Below are 16,885 nucleotides of genomic sequence, written 5' to 3' on the forward strand. Positions count from 1 at the left end.
ATGCCGGCCCCGCAGGACGGGCCCCTGCTCGACGACGCGGCCGGCCGGCTGATCCGCCCGTACACCGTCAGCAACGGCCGCACCCGGCCGTCCACCGGATTCGACCTGCTCTCCCTGGTCATGGCCACGGGCATCGAACCCGACATCCACCTCGGCCCCGAACACACCGTGGCCCTCGGGCTGTGCGACGGGCCCATGTCCGTCGCCGAGATCGCCGCACACCTCAAGCTGCCCGCGGTCGTCACCAAGGTCCTCCTCTCCGACCTGGTCGACTGCGGGGCGGTCACCGCGCACGCCCCGGCTTTCCACGACACACCCACCGACCGATCCCTGCTGGAGGCAGTGCTCGATGGTTTACGACGACAGCTCTGACCGCACCGGAACCACCGAGTTCTTCCCCGTGGCCCTCAAGGTCCTGGTCGCGGGCGGATTCGGCGTCGGCAAGACGACCTTCGTGGGCGCGGTCAGCGAAATCGCCCCGCTGAGCACCGAGGAACTGCTCACCCAGGTCAGCGTGGGCACCGACAACCTGGAGGGCGTCGAATCCAAGACGTCCACCACCGTCGCCATGGACTTCGGCCGCATCACGCTCTCCGAACAGCACGTCCTGTACCTGTTCGGGACACCGGGCCAGGAGCGGTTCTGGTTCATGTGGGACGAGCTCTCCCAGGGCGCCCTCGGAGCCGTGGTGCTCGCCGACACCCGGCGGCTGGCGGAGTGCTTCGCGGCCGTGGACTTCTTCGAGCGGCGGGGCATCGGTTTCATCGTCGCGGTCAACGAGTTCGACGGCGCCTACCGCTACGAACCCGACGAGATCCGGGCCGCGCTCGACCTCGGACCCGAGGTGCCCGTGGTCCTGTGCGACGCCCGGATCGCCAGCTCCAGTACGGGGGCGCTCGTCACCCTCGTACAACATCTGATCAACGCCACCTCGGCGCCCGCACCGCTCCATGCCTTCGGAGCCCACCAGTGACGTCCTTCGCCACCGGCCGGATGCTGCTGACCCCCGCCGACCGGGACGGCCCGGCCCGCGCGGAGCGGCTGCGGAGGCTGGATCTCGGTGAACGCCCCGACGCCTCGTTCGACGACTTCGACGCCTTCGCCGACAAGGTGGCCGAGGTGACCGCCTCACCCTTCTCGATGGTCAACTTCATCGACGAGAACCGGCAGTTCTTCGCGGGACTGCACACCCCGGCCGGGAACCGGGGCGGCCAGGAGCTCGGGGCCGTCGCGGCGGGCGGTCCCCGCGGCGCCCGGTACATGGCCCGCGACCACGGCTACTGCCCGCACGTCGTCGTGCGGCGCAAGGCCCTCGTCCTGGAGGACGTCTGCGACTATCCCCGGTTCGCCGGAAATCCGGTGGTCGACGACATAGGCGTCCGCTCCTATCTCGGCGCTCCGCTCATCGACCGTACGGGCATCGCCCTCGGGACCGTCTGCGCGGTCGACACCGTGCCGCGCCCCTGGGGCCGTGCGGGACTGGACACCATCAAGTCCCTCGCCCAGGAACTCGTCCGGCAGATCGACCACCGGGAGGGTTATCGCCACCCCTGACCCGCTTCCCGGGGATGTACGGACCGGAGTGAGGCCGGACGGCCTCACTCCGGCTCACTCCGGCTCGCTCCGGCTCACTCCAGTCCGAACGCGTCCGCCAGCAGCTCCATCTGGGCGCCCAGCAGCGTCGAGCCCCGGTGCGCCATCCCGGCGAACTGCCCGGCCACCTCCAGGCTCACCGAACCGTGCAGCTGGGCCCAGGCCAGCACCGCGCCCGCCAGCGCCGAGGCGGCCCGGTCCGGCCCGGCCGCCGTGGCTTCGGGGGCCGGGACGTCAGCGGCGTCAGCGGTCCTCGGGGCCGCCGTGGCTTCCGGGGCGTACCGCGCGACCCACGCCCCCACCGACTCCTCCGCCGCCAGCCAGGCCGCCATCTCGTCCACCGTGGCGGCCACCGCCGCGCCGGGGCTCCCGGTGGCGAAGAGCGGCAGGAACGGGCCCAGCACCGCACGGGCCCGCTCCAGGGTGCCGGCCGGGGCGACATGGCCGGGCACCGGGGCGCCCTGGATCAGCAGATACCGGTGGGGTTCGGCGACCGCCCAGGCGCGGTACGCCTCGGCCAGGTCGTGCAGCCGCGCGCGGACGCCCCGCGACCCTCTCGCCGAGCGGGCCGCCGCCCGTGCCATCGCGGTGGCGGCATCGTCGTACGCGTCCCTGATGAGGGCGTTGAGCAGATCGTCCCGGTTGGCGAAGTAGCGGTAGAGGGCGGGGCCGGACAGGCCCATCTCCTTGGCGATCCGGGTCAGCGCGAGGGCGCCGCCGCCCTCCGCGAGCTGCCGCAGCGCCACACCCTTGATCTCCGCGCGGGTCTGCTCCCGGTACCGGGCGCGCGGTCCCTGCTGGGCCCGTTCCATCGCGGCACCCCTTTCGCCGGCCGAGCTGACCCCTGTTACAGATTCTCACAAGCGTTATTGCGATGGTTCATCGTGAGGTTTTCGGCCTTTAACTGAAGCGATGAGAGGGAACTGATCTTCCGGGGGCATCCGCTCCGGTTCGGCGGTGGATGTCGGCGGTGAATGTCGGCGGTGGCTGCCGGGGGTGGATGTCAGTGCCGGGCGTTACGGTCGAATCCCGGCCATGGCCGCCGGGCCCACCGGATCGGAGTACCGGGATGACCACCAGGAAACACGCCCCCGTCACCGCCGCCGACGTGCGCTCGGCCGCGCTGTCCCTGCCCGACACCGCCGAGAAGCTCGCATGGGGGCAGCCCACCTTCCGGGTGGCGGGCAAGATCTTCGCCTCCCTGGGCGACGACGACACGGCCATGGGGGTGAAGTGCCCCAAGGAGGACCGGGCGGAGCTGATCGCCACCGAGCCCGAGAAGTTCTTCCTGAAGGAGGGGCACGACGACCACTACGCCTGGATGCGGGTCCGGCTGGCCGCCCTGGAGGACGCCGGGGAGCTCGCCGCCATCCTCACCGACGCCTGGCGCCAGGTCGCCCCGCGCCGACTGCTGGCGGCGCATCCGGAGCTGGAGCTGCCGGAGGGAGGGTGAGGGTTCCTGGTGAGTACGGGGAGGAGGGCGACCGGGACCGCCGATCCGCGCCCGTGGACCACCGGCGGGCGGATCAGGTCCGCGGACCACCGGCGGATCGGACCCTTGGACCACAGCCGGACCGGACCCTTGGACCACAGCCGGATCGGCCCCTTGGGCCACCGGCGGATCAGGTCCGCAGAAACCCGGTGATCCGCTCCCGCAGGCCGCGCGGGTCGAGCCCGTGTGCCACCAGATGCTCGTCCATCCCGCCGTACCTGCGCAGCTCGGCGCGGCCCACCCCCAGGCCGAGGACCCGGTGGGGCACCTCCGCCAGGGCCTCGTTCGCCGCAGTGGTCGAGGTGCCCGCCAGATAGGGCTCCACGATCACCACATCGGCGCCCGGCCCCGCACCCACGGCCCGGCGCAGGCCCGCCGCGTCGAACGGCCGCACGGTCGTCGCGTACAGCACGTTCACGTCCAGCCCCTCGGTGGCGGCGAGGACGTTGTCGAGCATCGGGCCGACCGCGACCACGGTCCCGCCCCGCCCCTCGCGCACCACGGGGAACCCGGCGCCACCGCCCACCGCCCGGGCCGTCCGGTTCTCCTGGAGCGAGAGGCGTACGTACACACGGTCGTCGCCGTCCACCGCTTCCCGCAGCAGCGCCTCGGCCTCGTCCGGATGGCCCGGTACATGGACCGTCCAGCCGTCGAGGGTGTCCAGGAGCGCGACATCGCCCGGCGCCATATGGGTGAAGCCCCCGGCGGGCCAGTCGTACGAGCCCCCGGCGCTGACCAGGACGCCGCCCACCCCCTGGTGCCCGAAGTCCAGCTTGACCTGCTCGAACGGCCGCTCCACCAGGAAGCTCGCGAAGGTGTGCACGATCGGCCGCATTCCTGTCAGCGCCATTCCCGCTCCGGCGCCGATCAGCAGCTGCTCCCTGATGCCGACGTTGATCACCCGGTCCGGATGGGCCCGCCGGGCCGGGGCGAAGCCGTCGGCGCTGATATCGGCGAGCACGACGGCCAGCCGGGGCTGCTCGTCCAGCAGCTGTGAGGCGGTGGCGATGAAGCGGTCACGCATGGTGTCCATGAAGGGGTCCTCCGGGGAATCCGCCGGTCCTGGACCGGCCTGAGCTGCGGTTCGGGGCGGTGGGCGTCAGCCCTTGGGCTCGACCCGGGCGACCACGGCCCGGGGTCGGCCCGGGTGGGGCGCGGTGAACGCCGCGTACAGGGCCTCGTGGTCGCGGCCGTCCACCGTGGCCGTCGACCAGCCGGCGGCCTCGAACCGGGAGGCGATACCGCCGGGCCAGCCGTGGGTGGCGGAGGCGTTGTCGATCACCAGCGTGTGCAGCTGTTCGAGACCGGCCGGGCCTGCGTGGGCGATGGCCTCGTGGTTGCTGCCCTCGTCCAGCTCGGCGTCGCCCATCAGCACCCACACCCGGGGGTCGGTGAGCCCCTGGGCCCGCAGCCCGAGGACGGTCCCGACGGCCAGCGGCAGCCCGTGCCCCAGCGACCCGCTGCCGATCTCCGCGCCCGGGACGAGCAGCCGGTCCGGGTGGTGGCCGAGCGGCGATGCGTACGTTCCGAAGCCGCTCAGCACCTCCTCGTCGAAGAACCCGTGGGCCGCGAGGACGGCGTAGTACGCCATGGGGCCGTGCCCCTTGGAGAGGAGGAAGCGGTCCCGCCCGGGATCACGGACTGTTTCCGGTGTCACGCGCAGGACCCTGCTGTACAGCACCCACAGCGCGTCCGTCGTGGAATGCGCGGCGGGGGCGTGCTTTTCCGCGCCGGTCATGAGGGTGATCAGGCGGTCGAGGCCGTCGAAGCCGGGGAGGCCGCGCGGTGGGGCGGCGGTCGTGTTCGTCATGACACCGAGCGTTCAACATCAACCAAGGTTGAGGTCAAGCGGGAAAGGGGTTCGTGACCACCTGCTCGAGTGCGGTATTGTTCTCATGCGCGTTCGGCCAGGGGGAAACCCCAGGTCAGGCGGGCATCGGGACGTGGCGCAGCTTGGTAGCGCACTTGACTGGGGGTCAAGGGGTCGCAGGTTCAAATCCTGTCGTCCCGACTGGAGACAGTCGTAGATCAGGGCCGGTTTCGGAGCAATCCGAAACCGGCCCTGGAGCGTTTTCGGGGACCAGGTGGGGACCAGGGAGGAACCGGTCGGGACCAGCTGGAGGTCCGCCGTCCCTGACCGGGGCAGCGGGTCATGACGACGGGGCCCGGCAGTGAGCGTGGTGCGCGCAGCGCGCTGAAGTGGGCGGAGAGCGCCGCCCTGGCAGCCGTGATCTTGCGGATGTCCGGGTGCAGGTAGCGCTGGGTGGTGGTGAGTGAACCGTGGCCGGCGATCCTGCGGAGCACGTGTACGGGGACCCCGGCGCCTTCTTCCGACGCTGGCGCGTCCACGGTCTGGTCCGCGAGTTCCACGACCGGCTCGGCCGCACGGTCCGCGAGCAGGCCGGGCGGGACCCGGAGCCGAGCGCGGGCGGGATCGATTCCCAGTCCGTCGAGGCGGACGCCGTAGTCCACCACAACGGCCGCGGATTCGACGGCGGCAAACTGATCAACGGCCGCAAGCGGCACGCCGTGGTCGACACCCTCGGTCTGCTGCTGGGGGTCCCGTCGGGGCCCTGACGGGGACCAGCTCACCACACCGTCCACGTCGGGACTCAGGTAGTCAGCCGACGGAAGCAGATACGCAGGGCAGCAATCCCGACGAAGGCGAGGGAGAGTTCGGCCTTGTAGCGCCGGTGGACCTGGCGGCAGCCGGCCAGCCAGGACACGGTCCTCTCGACCCCGCGGCGCCCGGAACCGCCCTGCGGTGGTAGGGGGCGCCGACCTGTTGCCACGTTCCTGACCATCCATCACCTGCACGTGGTGAGGCATCGGGGCGGCTGCCCGGTGTCCCTCCCCGATTCTGCAGGCGCAGCCTGGGGAGTGCATCGCGTACGTCGAAGCCGTCGTGAGGGGCATCCGGCGTACGCGACAAGCCTGACCGCGGTGCTGGGGAACCGTGAGCGGGGTGGGGCCGGGCCCCCGGGCGTGGGCCCGGTAGGAGGCCGCGGATCTCCGGGCAGTAGTGCTGGAGGCCCCGGACGAGACAGGCGGGGGCCGCGCGAACCGGTCGACGAGGGCCGGCGGCCCCGCGCGGCTCACGGCCCGGTGGTCCCCGCAGCCTTGTGACGTCGTCCCCACGAACGGCCGAGGGAGTGGTCGGTGAGAAAGTCCACCAGCAGGTCGTTGACCTCCTCGGGGCGCTCCAGGTAGCCGAAGTGCCCGGCATCCGCGACAACTTGGCAGCGGGCCTGCGGTATGGCCCCGGCGACCTCGACGCCGAGGTGCGGCGGAGAGAGCCGGTCGTCGGCGAAGGCGATGACCAGGGTGGGAGCGGTGATCCAGCCCAGTTCGGAGACGCTGTCGGGGAAGTGGGTCAGCGCGGCCTCGAACTGTCGTCGTACTCCTGCCGACGGTATGGGGGGCGCCATGCTCAGTATGCCGAGCCAGTCCTCGGCTGCGACCTCGTCGCGCAGGCTCGCAGGGGAGAGGTTGGCAAGTGCGCTGAGCGCCACGGACACCTCCGTGGGCAGTTCCAGGCCCTGCTGCTGGACCGCGATCTGGGCGTGCGCGAAGGTGGTCAGAGCGGCGTCGGTCCGCCCTCTGGTCGCCAGCAGAGCGAGCCGGTCGACCAGTTCCGGCCGGGTCATGGCCAACCGCTGGGCCATTCGGGCGCCGAGGGAGGTGCCGACCACGTGCGCGGTACCGCCTGCGACCTGCTCGATGACGGCGGCGAGGTCGTCGGTGAGATCGGCGAGGGTGAACCCCTCGGGGCACTCCGAGCTGCCGCCCACCCCCCGGTTGTCGAACGTGATCACCCGGAAGCCGGCCGCGGCCAACGCCGGCACCTGGTACGGACGCCACACCCTGCCGGGGGAGCCGGCACCCATGACCAGGACGACCGGCTCGCCACTGCCGGTCTCCTCGTAGGCGAGGGTGATCCCGCCCGCGTCGATGGTTCCGCTCATGCCTCGTTCCCTTCCTGCCGCTGGGAGGCCCGGGCCAGGACGGCCAGGGCCCGCACCCAGTACTGGGCCAGCTCCTTGATGTCGGCGGTTGCCACGACCTCGGGGTCGTGGCGCCAGGCCGCCTCGAACTCCGGTCCCTCAGAGCCCGGATGCACTGCTGTGATGAGCTCCAGGGCGAACGCCTGCCGGAGCCCGGGTTCGCTGTCCTCGGGGAACTCCCGGACCAGCGCCTCATCGGCGACCGCGGTCCACGGGCGCCTCGCCGCGCTGTCCGGGGCCGTGCGGTCGATACGGCCCAGATAGCTGAAGAGGATGTCCGGCCCGGCGCCGTCGGCCGCCGGTTCCGGCGAGTGGTCGAAGCCGCCGTGGGGTACGGCGGCCAGCTCCTCGCGTACGGAGGACAGCAGCCGCAGGGCCTTCGACGTGTCGCGCTCGGCCTCCTCCAGAGTGGTGCGCCGCGCGGCGCGGTCGATCACCAGCGGATGGAGCACGTTGAACCAGCCGACCGTGCGCGAGGTGTCCACCGGAGTGCCGTCCGGCGCCTCCAGATACGGCTCGATCAGCTCGTCGCGACGGCCATGGCCCTCCCGGACCAGAGCCAGACCGCCACCGCTGTCGGCAACGGCGGAGTGGGCGGCCCGCCAGGTCGCCTCCGCCAGAGCCGTGGCCGCGAGGAGCGCCGCCTCGGGAGCGGCGGCCAGGTGCCGCAGCAGGACCGCTGTCGAGTCCGGGTCCGCGCGGACCCGGTGGGAGCGCAGCGAACCCCGTGTGCCGACAGGGGGCCAGGGGGCCGCCGGTCCGAGCCGGGGCGCCCCGGCAACCGCCTTCCGGACACCCTGCCAGTACTGTTCCTGCCGGCGCGGCTCCGGACCTCGGGCACGGCGGGCCAGCCCTCGGGACCAGGCCGCCATGGAGGTGTGCTCCGGCGGAACGTCGGGCACGACGGTCTCACCGCCGCCGCACGTGCTGGCGTCGGCGGCGGCCAGGTCCGCCAGGATGATCTGCCAGGAGACGAGGTCCGCCGCGGCGTGGTGGACAGCCAGGAACAGCAGGGTCCGCCCCGTGCGGGTCTCCCGCAGCAGCACGCCCGCCAGCATGGCGCCGTCCGCCGGGTCCAGCCGGTCCCAGGTGCGCCGCGCCGCGGCGAGCACCACGGGAGGCGTCAGTTCCTCGTGGGACTCCTCGGTGAGCATCGTCGGCGGCCTGCCGTCCGGCCCGGCCCCGGGCGCGCGGTTCACCAGCCGCAAGCGGCCGTCCGGCCCGTTCACCGTGCGGGCCGACAGCTGGGGGTGCGCCCGGCGCACCGCGTCGAGCAGCCCCTCGGCCCGGTCCAGTCCGAGTCCCGGCGCCACGGTGACCAGCTGCGAGAGCGCGAAGCGGCGGTAGTCGCCCAGCCCGTGCAGCCAGTCCAGGACCGGGGTGGCCACCTCGTCGACGGCCTCGTCGCTGACGGCCGGCCGAAGGGTCCGGGCCGGGGCCGGGGTGGCGTCGATGACCCGGGCGAGCTGGGCGACGGTGCGGTGCACCATCACCTGGCGCGGAGTGCAGGGCAGCCCCGCCCGGCGCAGCTCGCCGACGAGGGAGATGGTGGAGATGCTGTCCAGGCCGTGATGGAAGAGATCCTCCTCGCAGCCGAGGTCCCGGGCCTCCAGAAGGTCCCGTGCCACCCGGTGGACGGTCTGCTCGGTGGCGGTACGGGGAGGTCGGCCGGTGCCGCCGGGCGCCTGGTCCCCGGTGGGCCTGGGCAGCGCCCTCAGGTCGGTCTTGCCGTTGACCGTCAGCGGGATACGGTCCAGCACTGTGACGCGTGCCGGGATCAGGTAGGCCGGTACCCGCCCCGCCAGTTCGTCGCGGAGTGCCACCGGGTCCAGGGGCCGCCCCGCCTCCCGGAGTGCGCGGGAGGCGACCACGTACGCGGCCAGGGCCTTCCCCTGCCCGCTCGCGAACGGGACGACGACGGCCTTGGCCACATCGTCGCTCGCCTCGAGCGCGGCCACCACCTCGGCGAGTTCCACCCGGTAGCCGCGGATCTTGACCTGCTCGTCCGCGCGCCCCAGGAAGATCAGCCGGCCGGCAGCGTCACGGCGGACCACGTCCCCGGTGCGGTACAGACGCTCCCCGGTCTCCGGATCGGGGACGAAGCGCTCGGCGGTCAGCGCGGGGCGGGACTCGTAGCAGCGTGCCACCTGGAGTCCGCCCAGATACAGCTCGCCCCGGGTCCCCAGGGGTACGGGGTGGAGGTCGGGCCCCAGGACCAGCGCGCGGGACCCCGGGGCCGGCCTGCCGATGGAGGGTTCCTCCCCCGCCCGTACGCGGGCGTTGACGGCTTCGACGGTGATCTCGGTGGGGCCGTAGAAGTTGTGGACGCGGGTGTCCCGCAGCGTGGCGAGCGTGTCCCAGGTGGCGCGGGAGATCTCCTCCCCGCCGAGCGCCAGGATGCGCAGCGGGCACCGGCCCTCCTCGATCAGCCCGGCCTCGGTCAACCGGGCCAGCATCGACGGTGAGGTGTCCAGCATGTCCACTCCGCGCTCGCGGATGCCGCGGACCAGCCGTGCCGGGTCGTGCTGGTCCTCCTCGTCGAAGAGCTCCAGGGTGTGTCCGCTGAGCAGGGCCAGCTGCGGCTGCCAGGCGGCGTCGAAGGCGAAGGACCAGGAGTGCCCGACCCGCAGCGGCTCCGTGGTCCCCGCGGTGACCGGGCCGTAGATCTCGGCCCGGTGGGCGTACAGCAGGGTGGCCAGCCCCTGGTGGGTGGCCACCACGCCCTTGGGTTCGCCGGTGCTCCCCGAGGTGAAGACGACGTGAACGGCCTGGTCTGGGTGGGTGTGGCCGGGGAGTGGCGCGTCAGCGCCGGGAACGTCGGCGTCACGGGGGGTGCCGGGGGCGCAGCGCGGGCCGGTCCACCAGTCCTGCTGCCCGGGCAGGGCGATCAGCAACCGGGCGTGGGCCAGGCGTGCGATGGTGGCGTTGCGGTCGGTGGGCGCGGCCAGGTCGAGCGGGACCAGCGTGCCGCCGGCCTTGAGTACGGCGAGGAGCGCGGCCGGATAGTCCCGGGTGCGCGGCAGTGCGACCGCGACCCGGGTCTCGGGACCGACGCCGAGGGCGCGCAGTCGCCGGGCCAGGGTGTTGGACCAGCGGTCGAGTTCGCCGTACCGGACCTCGGACCGGCGGTCGCGGACGGCGACCCGGTCCGGGTGCCGGGCGGCGGCCCGCTCGAACTCCCGGTGCACCCCGTGGTCCGCCTCCCGGGGCGCTCCGGGGGCCGGGTCCCCTTCACGTCCTTGGGGGGAGGCCGGGAGGCGGGGGCCGTCGGCCAGGAGGGCCAGCTCGGCGCGCTCCCCGGGGAGGAGGACGGTCAGGTCCCGGTGGGTGCGGGAGAGGTCGGCGGCGATGTCCTGCACGGTCTGGAGGAAGCGTTCGGCCAGCCGGCCCGGGTCGAGTCCGCCGAGGAGGGCGTCGATGTGGTCGACGTTGACATAGAGCCGGTCGTCCAGGAGGAAGGGCACGACGGTCAGCGGGTAGTGCGTGTAACTGTCCATCGAGACCGGCGACATGGTCACCCCGCCACCGAGCCCCAGGGTGTCGCGGGCAGCTCCCTTGGGTGTGTTGTGGAAGATCATCAGCGTGTCGAAGAGGTTGCCGCGGCCGTTCGCGCGCTGGATCTCGCTGAGTCCGGTGTAGCCGTGGGACCGTTGCCGGGCGGCATCGCGCTGGATGCGCCGGCACAGCTCGATCAGCGGTTCGCCGGGGTCGAGGGTGACGCGGGCGGGGATGGTGTTGATGAACAGGCCGATGGCGGACTCGATCTGCGGTACTTCCTCGGGCCGACCGGAGACGGTGACGCCGAACACGACGTCCTCACGCCCCGTCAGCCGGTTGAGCAGGACGGCCCAGGCGGCCTGGGCGACGGTGTTGACGGTGAGGTTGGCCGCGCGCACCCGGGACAGCAGCGCTTCCAGGGGCGGCCCCTGGAGGGACCGCATGGTGAGGGCCGCCCGGTGCGGCTCGCCGTCCACCCGGGAGCGGGCGGCCACGACGGTCGGCTCGTCCACTCCGCTCAGGGTCCGCGCCCACTCGGCGAGTGAGTCCGCGCCGTCCTGACGGCGCAGCCAGCCGATGTACTCGCGGTAGGCGGGATGGGGCTCGACCGGCTCGCGGCTGTCCTCGGAGTAGGCCGCGGCGAGTTCGTCCCAGAAGACGGGGACCGACCACCCGTCGATCACGATGTGGTGGAAGACGCAGAGCAGCCGGTGGTGCCCGGGCCCGAGCCGGGCGAGGGTGACGCGCAGCGGCGGTCCGGCGGTCAGGTCGAACGGGGCCTCGCGTTCGGTCTCGACATGGGCGTCGAACTCCTCGGGCGTCATCCTGGAGACGCTCCAGGGCACTTCGACGGCCGCGGGCACGAGCTGTACAGGGTGGGGCAGATCCTTGTCACGGAAGGTGGCCATCAGCTGAGGGTGGCGGGTGAGCACCGTGCGCAGCGCGCGGTGCAACCGCTCGGTGTCCAGCGGTCCGTGGAAGTCGGTCAGGACGGCGATGGCGTAGCCGTCGGCCTCGGGCCCGGCTTCCGGCCCGTCGGTGTCGGGGTGGTCGTGGTGGAGGCGGTTGAGTGAGTACAGCCCTTGCTGGAGTGGGCCGAGCGCCAGGATGTCGGCTATGTCGTGCCTGCCGGTGAAGGACACCGCGGGTTCCTCGTCGTTCGCTGGGGGAGGTGGGTCGTCGTCTTCGGGCGGGGGTGGGGGAGGGGGCGGCACCCGCCGCCCCCTCCCGGCGTGTCACCCCGCGCTGTCGGCGGCCATGGCTTCCCGCAGGCTGCGGGGGCGCATGTCGGTCCAGGTGTTCTCGATGAACTCCAGGACCTCCGGCCGGGTGGCCTCGCCGTAGACGGACCGCCAGCCCGGGGGGATCTCCCGGAAGGCGGGCCACAGGGCGTACTGGTCCTCGTCGTTGACCACCGCGTGGAAGCGGCCGTTGTCGTCGTCGAAGGGGTTGGTGCTCATGGGATGACTCCGTTCTCTGTGGGGATCGGGTTGGGGTTCCGGGCCGGCCGGAGGACCGGGCGGGCTCATCCGGCGCTGGTGAGACGCCAGGCGGCGGCCTGGCGGCGGCAGTCGACGAAACGGCTGTAGACGCCGTCGAGCCGCAGGAGTTCCTCGTGGGAGCCGGACTCGGTGATGCGGCCCCCGTCCAGTACCAGGATGTGGTCGGCGTTCTCGACGGTCTCCAGCCGGTGGGCGACGACCAGCACCGTGCGGTCGGCGGCGAGCCGGGTGACGGCCTGCTGGACCAGCCGCTCGTTCACGGCATCGAGCGAGGAGGTGACCTCGTCCAGCAGCACGATCGGAGCGTCCTTGAGCAGGGCGCGGGCGATCGAGACCCGCTGGCGCTCGCCGCCGGAGAGCGTGGCGCCGCCCTCTCCCACGCGCGTGCCCAGACCGTCGGGCAGCCGGGCGGCGATCTCGTCGACGCGGGCCAGGCGGACCACCCGGTCCAGCTCGTCGGGACCGGCACCGGGCCGGGCACGCAGGATGTTCTCGGCGATGGACTCCTCGAAGAGGTACGGATGCTGGGACACCAGGGCGATGTGGCTCAGTAGCCGTTCCGTTCCCAGCTCGCGTACGTCCCGGTCGCCGACGAGTACCGTGCCGCTGTCCGCGTCGTGGAAGCGGGCGATCAGGGAGAGCACGGTCGACTTCCCGGCGCCCGAGGGCCCGACCAGCGCGGTCAGGGTGCCGGGCTCGGCGCGGAAGGACAGCGCGCGCAGGACCGTGCGGTCCCGCGTGTAGCCGAAGTCCACCTCGCGGAACTCCACGGACGGCGGCCCGGGAGCGGCGGGGCGGTCGGGCTCCGGAAGCGGCGGGGTGTCCAGGACCTCGCGGAAGCGCCGCAGCCCCACGGCGGCGATGCGCAGGCCGCCCGCGACCTCGGCCACGGCCGTCAGCGGTTCCACGAAACGTACGGCCAGCACCATCACGGCGATGAGCATCCCGATGTCGCCCTCGCCGCCGAGGGCGAGCATGACGGTGAGGGCCAGCACCGCGGTGAGTACCGCCTGCAGAGCCAGGAAGAGCGGCGCGGTGGCGGCCGAGTTGCCCAGGACCATGCTCCGGGCCCCCGCGTCCTGCTCGGTGAGGGCCCGGTCCAGGGGAGCACCGCCGCCGTACGCTCGCAGTACCGGCTGCTGTCGCGCGTACTCCAGGACCCGTTCGGAGGCGCGGTTGGTGCCGGCCTCCCAGGTGCTCTCGACGCGCTCGATGACACGGAGGTAGAGGCGGTAGGCGAGCAGCGGCAACGGGGCGCCGAGCAGCAGGGCGAGCCCGACCTGCCACTGCACGGCCAGGGTGACGACGACGATGGTCGCCGGGGTGACCACCGCGGCCACCACCGGGGCCACCAGGTGGGCGGGGGCGGTGGCCACGTCGAGGGCGGTCTTGGTGACGAGCCGGTTGACGGTCGCGGCGCGCCCCTCGGCGAACCATCCGAGCGGTATACGGGTCAGGGCTTCGCCCAGCCGGGTGTGGAGCAGCCGCAGCAGGGCGCTGGAGAGCTCACCGGCGTGGCGGTGGTTGCGGAGCAGCACCGCGTGGTGGGCCAGCACCAGGCCGGCCAGGGCCGCGGCCCAGGTCCACACCGCGTCCCGGTCGTCGCTGAACAGGGCGCCGAGCAGGGGGATGAGGGTGCATCCGGCGAGCCCCTGGAGTACCGCCGCCGCGCCGACGCGGATCAGCAGGGCCCGCAGCCGGCGGCGGCCCGGGGGGTCGAGCAGGGCGAACAGGGAGCGGATCATCGGTTCGACAGCTCGCTTTCGGTGGTGTCGTCGGGCCGGTGGAGCTCGTCGCCGCCCCGGTGGGCGGCCCACAGGGCCGCGTAGTCGCCGCCGTTCGCCAACAGCTCGTCGTGGGTGCCCTGTTCGACGACGCGGCCGTCGTCGAGCACCACGATGGTGTCGGCACCGCGTACGGTGTGCAGCCGGTGGGCGATCACCAGGAGGGTCCGGCCCGCGCTCAGCGCGCTGAGCGCCTGCTGGATGGCCGCCTCGCTGTCGGGGTCCACCGCCGAGGTGGCCTCGTCGAGGACGAGCAGAGGCCGGTCGGCGAGGATGGCACGGGCGATGGCGATGCGCTGGCACTCGCCGCCGGAGAGGACGGCGTCGTCGCCGATGACGGAGTCCAGACCTCGGGGGAGGCGTTCGATCACCTCGGTGAGCTGTGCCGCGGCGGCCGCGCGCAGGACCTTGGTGTCGTCGGCGCCGGGGCGGGCCAGCCGGATGTTGTCCCGGACGGAGACACCCAGCGGCGTGGTGTCCTGGAACACGAAGCCGATGTGGGCGTAGAGGTCTTCGAAGGAGAGCGCCCGCAGGTCGGTGCCGCCCAGGGTGATCCGTCCGGCCGACGGGTCGTGGAAGCGGGCGGCCAGCTTGGCGAGGGTCGACTTGCCCGCCCCGGAGGCACCGACGAGAGCGGTCATGGTTCCGGGGCGCAGCGTCAGGTCGACGCCGCGGAGGACGGTGCGGTCGCCGTAGTCGAAGTCCACGGACTCCAGACGCAGGGTGGCGTCGGCGTCCGGTGCCGCCGCGGCCTCGACCGGGGCGGGGAGGACGGGCTCGGCGAGGATCTCCCGGACCCGGGCGGCGGCGCCCCGGGCCGCGAGCAGGGCGTGGTAGTTGAAGCCCACGGCGAGTACCGGCGCGGGTATCGCCAGCCCCAGGACGACGAAGGGCAGCAGCTCCGCCGGAGCGCCGAGGTGTCCGGAGTGGACCAGAGCGGCCCCGGAGACCACCGTGGTCAGCAGCAGGGTCATCGGCGAGAGGGCCAGTTCCATGAAGGTCGCCCCGGCGGAACTGGAGCGCATCCAGTCCCGGTGGAGGCCGTCGAACTCCTCGGCGGCCTCCCGGTAGGCGTCGTGGGCCCGGCCGAGGGTGCCGAACGTCTTGACCTCGGTGATGCCGTCGGTGAACTGCACGGCGACGGACCCGAGGCGCGCCTGGGAACCCGCGTACTCGATGAGCTTCTCCGTGGTGCCCCGGGTGGCGATCCTGAGGCCGAGCAGTCCGGCCGCCACCGGGACCAGGGTGATGAGGGTCATCAACGGGTCGGACAGCAGGAGGTAGCCGACGATCACGGCCGGTACCACCACCGCGGTGGTCAGCTCCGTGACGGAGTGCGCCACCAGATGGTGCAGGGAACCGACGTCGTCCTGGACGGCCTTCTTGACGAGGCCGGAGTTCCGCTGGGTGAACCAGCCCAGCGGAACACGGCCCAGGTGCCCGACGACCCGGCGGCGGAGCAGGGACCCCAGCCGTACATCGGCCAGGTGGGAGATGGTGGAGGCGCCCAGCAGCAGCACCAGCCGCAGGGCCAGCGCGGCGGCGGCGACGGTGACGGCGGTCCAGGCCCGTCCCTCGTCGATGGGATCTCCGGTGAGGCCGGGCAGCAGGATACGGGCGAGTTCCACCAGGCAGACCAGCGGCACCACGGAGGCCGCGGCGGCCACCGCCGAGCACAGCGCGGTGAGGACGAGCCGGCCGAGGACGGGGCGCAGCAGGGCACCCAGGGTGGTGGGTACGGGTGCCGGGCCCGAGGGAGGCGTGTTCACCGGGCGGCTCCGTCCTGCTGGACCGGGCTGGGGTCGGCGTCTGTCGCGCGTCGGCCGCGGAAGGCCAGGGTGATCAGGACCAGGGCGAGCGCCGAGGCGGTGGCGGTGGCGGCGGGCAGCCAGCCGGCGCCGATGTGGGCGACGATCACACCGCCCAGAGCACCGCCGATGGCTATGCCGAGGTATCCGAAGCTGGTGTTGAGGGCCAGGGCCTGCGCGGTGAGGTCCCCCGCCACCTCGTGCAACCGGGTCTGCACGGCGGGCGCGCTGAGGTAGGCGGTGACGCCCCACAGGGCGATCAGCGCGAGCACCACCGCCGGAGGGACGGGGCGCAGCAGCCACAGCGTCCCGAGAGCCACCATCAGCAGGGTGAAGACGCCCAGGCCCCAGCGGATGGTGCGGTCGGGGCCGAGCCGGTCGGTGGCCCAGCCGCCCATGAAGACCCCGACGGTGCCCGCCGCCCCCAGCACGGCGAAGGCGAGGGCACGTACGCCGTCCGGCTCGGTGAGCACCCCTTCCAGGAAGGGCACCAGGTAGGTGAGCAGCATGACGGAGCCCATGATGGCCAGGCCGCCGCCGGTCAGGGCCAGGAGGATGGGCCGGGCGGCGAGTGCCCGCAGCTGCCGGCGGATGGGCAGGGGCGGCTTGGGCGCGGTGGCGGGCAGCGACACGGCCACCAGCACCAGGCACACCGCGCCGCAGGCCGCCATCGCGCCGAAGGTGGCCTGCCAGCCCCAGGTGGTGCCGATCCAGCTTCCGAGCGGGACACCGAAGGCGATGGAGCCGGTGACCCCGACGGCGAGCGCGGACAGGTAGCGTCCGCGTCTGGCCTCAGGGGCGAGTTCCACGGTGACGGCGAAGATCAGGGGAGTGGCGGCGGCCGCCGCGAGGGCGGCGGCGATCCGCAGTGCGGCCATCGCGGCGTAGTGGTCGACGGCCGTCGCGGCGAGGTTGGCGAGGGTGAACACGGCGAGGGCCGCGATCACCACAGTCCGGCGCGCGGTGGAGGCCAGCAGCAGGCCGGCCACCGGAGTGACGACGGCGATGGTGAGGGAGAAGACCGTCACCAGTTGGCCGGCCATCGCCTCGGAGACGGAGAGGCCGGCGGCGATCTCGGGCAGGATGCCCGCGATCACATGATCGTCGGTGTAGAAGGTGAATATGGTCAGGAAGAGCACGGGGAGCCACAGCGGTATCGCCGCGCTCCTTCTCTTCGTGGTGTCGGTGGCCATCGCCGGCTGTG

The 16,885-nt window shown here is 72.9% G+C and carries 13 protein-coding genes, 1 tRNA gene and 2 pseudogenes; 6 read left to right on the forward strand and 10 right to left on the reverse strand.

The window, feature by feature from the left end:
• Genes B7C62_32825 through B7C62_32835 form a run of 3 tightly spaced genes read left to right on the forward strand, consistent with a single transcriptional unit; the run spans nt 1 to nt 1,554 of the window.
• Nucleotides 1-372, forward strand: a complete 372-nt coding sequence (locus B7C62_32825; GenBank protein ARF76541.1) for a multi-component regulatory system-3 — start codon at nt 1-3, stop codon at nt 370-372.
• Nucleotides 350-973 (forward strand): ATP-binding protein, encoded by a 624-nt coding sequence (locus B7C62_32830; protein ID ARF76542.1) that lies wholly within the window; start codon nt 350-352, stop codon nt 971-973. The genes B7C62_32825 and B7C62_32830 overlap by 23 nt, the downstream gene beginning before the upstream one ends.
• Entirely contained in the window at nt 970-1,554 is a 585-nt protein-coding gene (locus tag B7C62_32835; protein ID ARF76543.1) for a histidine kinase, read from the forward strand. Before B7C62_32830 ends, B7C62_32835 begins: the two co-directional genes overlap by 4 nt.
• 74 nt (nt 1,555-1,628) lie before the next feature.
• Here the strand turns inward: B7C62_32835 and B7C62_32840 are convergent, their stop codons facing one another.
• Entirely contained in the window at nt 1,629-2,405 is a 777-nt protein-coding gene (locus B7C62_32840; protein ID ARF76544.1) for a TetR family transcriptional regulator, read from the reverse strand.
• Nucleotides 2,406-2,662: 257 nt separating this feature from the next.
• Here B7C62_32840 and B7C62_32845 point away from each other — a divergent pair, with 257 nt between their 5' ends.
• Entirely contained in the window at nt 2,663-3,046 is a 384-nt protein-coding gene (locus B7C62_32845) for a hypothetical protein (protein ID ARF76545.1), read from the forward strand.
• Between the two features lie 169 nt (nt 3,047-3,215).
• On the opposite strand, the gene B7C62_32850 is transcribed toward B7C62_32845, so the two are convergent.
• Nucleotides 3,216-4,118, reverse strand: coding sequence for a transketolase (locus B7C62_32850; protein ID ARF76546.1), 903 nt, complete (start codon nt 4,116-4,118; stop codon nt 3,216-3,218).
• Nucleotides 4,119-4,184: 66 nt separating this feature from the next.
• Nucleotides 4,185-4,895 (reverse strand): transketolase, encoded by a 711-nt coding sequence (locus B7C62_32855; protein ARF76547.1) that lies wholly within the window; start codon nt 4,893-4,895, stop codon nt 4,185-4,187.
• Between the two features lie 127 nt (nt 4,896-5,022).
• Between B7C62_32855 and B7C62_32860 the strand changes: the two genes are divergently transcribed.
• A tRNA-Pro gene (locus tag B7C62_32860) sits at nt 5,023-5,096 on the forward strand.
• Nucleotides 5,097-5,230: 134 nt separating this feature from the next.
• Here the strand turns inward: B7C62_32860 and B7C62_32865 are convergent.
• Nucleotides 5,231-5,407: pseudogene (locus tag B7C62_32865) on the reverse strand (integrase).
• Between B7C62_32865 and B7C62_32870 the strand changes: the two are divergent.
• A pseudogene (locus B7C62_32870) lies at nt 5,378-5,647 on the forward strand (IS5/IS1182 family transposase). The pseudogenes B7C62_32865 and B7C62_32870 overlap by 30 nt on opposite strands.
• Nucleotides 5,648-6,180: 533 nt before the next feature.
• Here B7C62_32870 and B7C62_32875 read toward each other — a convergent pair.
• From B7C62_32875 to B7C62_32900, 6 genes are all read right to left on the reverse strand, one after another.
• Nucleotides 6,181-7,050: a hypothetical protein gene (locus tag B7C62_32875; GenBank protein ID ARF76548.1), complete on the reverse strand. Its 870-nt coding sequence runs from the start codon at nt 7,048-7,050 to the stop codon at nt 6,181-6,183.
• Complete coding sequence (locus B7C62_32880) at nt 7,047-11,729, reverse strand: hypothetical protein (GenBank protein ID ARF76549.1); 4,683 nt, start codon at nt 11,727-11,729, stop codon at nt 7,047-7,049. Before B7C62_32880 ends, B7C62_32875 begins: the two co-directional genes overlap by 4 nt.
• Before the next feature lie 93 nt (nt 11,730-11,822).
• Nucleotides 11,823-12,047: an MbtH family protein gene (locus B7C62_32885; GenBank protein ARF76550.1), complete on the reverse strand. Its 225-nt coding sequence runs from the start codon at nt 12,045-12,047 to the stop codon at nt 11,823-11,825.
• 65 nt (nt 12,048-12,112) lie between these two features.
• Nucleotides 12,113-13,834, reverse strand: coding sequence for a hypothetical protein (locus B7C62_32890; protein ARF76551.1), 1,722 nt, complete (start codon nt 13,832-13,834; stop codon nt 12,113-12,115).
• Entirely contained in the window at nt 13,831-15,933 is a 2,103-nt protein-coding gene (locus B7C62_32895) for a hypothetical protein (protein ARF76552.1), read from the reverse strand. The genes B7C62_32890 and B7C62_32895 overlap by 4 nt, the downstream gene beginning before the upstream one ends.
• Nucleotides 15,639-16,838 carry a hypothetical protein gene (locus tag B7C62_32900; GenBank protein ARF77481.1) on the reverse strand — a complete coding sequence of 400 codons (1,200 nt, stop codon included), beginning with the start codon at nt 16,836-16,838 and terminating at the stop codon, nt 15,639-15,641. The genes B7C62_32895 and B7C62_32900 overlap by 295 nt, the downstream gene beginning before the upstream one ends.
• Nucleotides 16,839-16,885: the final 47 nt, after the last annotated feature.

Origin of the sequence: Kitasatospora albolonga (genome assembly GCA_002082585.1) — a bacterium.
GTDB classification, from domain to species: Bacteria; Actinomycetota; Actinomycetes; order Streptomycetales; family Streptomycetaceae; genus Streptomyces; species Streptomyces stephensoniae.

Bases quoted from the DNA above. Each gene is read 5' to 3' on its own strand.
- B7C62_32890 (ARF76551.1), bottom strand. From the start codon at position 13,834: ATGATCCGCTCCCTGTTCGCCCTGCTCGACCCCCCGGGCCGCCGCCGG.
- B7C62_32840 (ARF76544.1), bottom strand. From the start codon at position 2,405: ATGGAACGGGCCCAGCAGGGACCGCGCGCCCGGTACCGGGAGCAGACC.
- B7C62_32850 (ARF76546.1), bottom strand. From the start codon at position 4,118: ATGGACACCATGCGTGACCGCTTCATCGCCACCGCCTCACAGCTGCTG.
- B7C62_32885 (ARF76550.1), bottom strand. From the start codon at position 12,047: ATGAGCACCAACCCCTTCGACGACGACAACGGCCGCTTCCACGCGGTG.
- B7C62_32875 (ARF76548.1), bottom strand. From the start codon at position 7,050: ATGAGCGGAACCATCGACGCGGGCGGGATCACCCTCGCCTACGAGGAG.
- B7C62_32845 (ARF76545.1), top strand. From the start codon at position 2,663: ATGACCACCAGGAAACACGCCCCCGTCACCGCCGCCGACGTGCGCTCG.
- B7C62_32855 (ARF76547.1), bottom strand. From the start codon at position 4,895: ATGACGAACACGACCGCCGCCCCACCGCGCGGCCTCCCCGGCTTCGAC.
- B7C62_32830 (ARF76542.1), top strand. From the start codon at position 350: ATGGTTTACGACGACAGCTCTGACCGCACCGGAACCACCGAGTTCTTC.
- B7C62_32825 (ARF76541.1), top strand. From the start codon at position 1: ATGCCGGCCCCGCAGGACGGGCCCCTGCTCGACGACGCGGCCGGCCGG.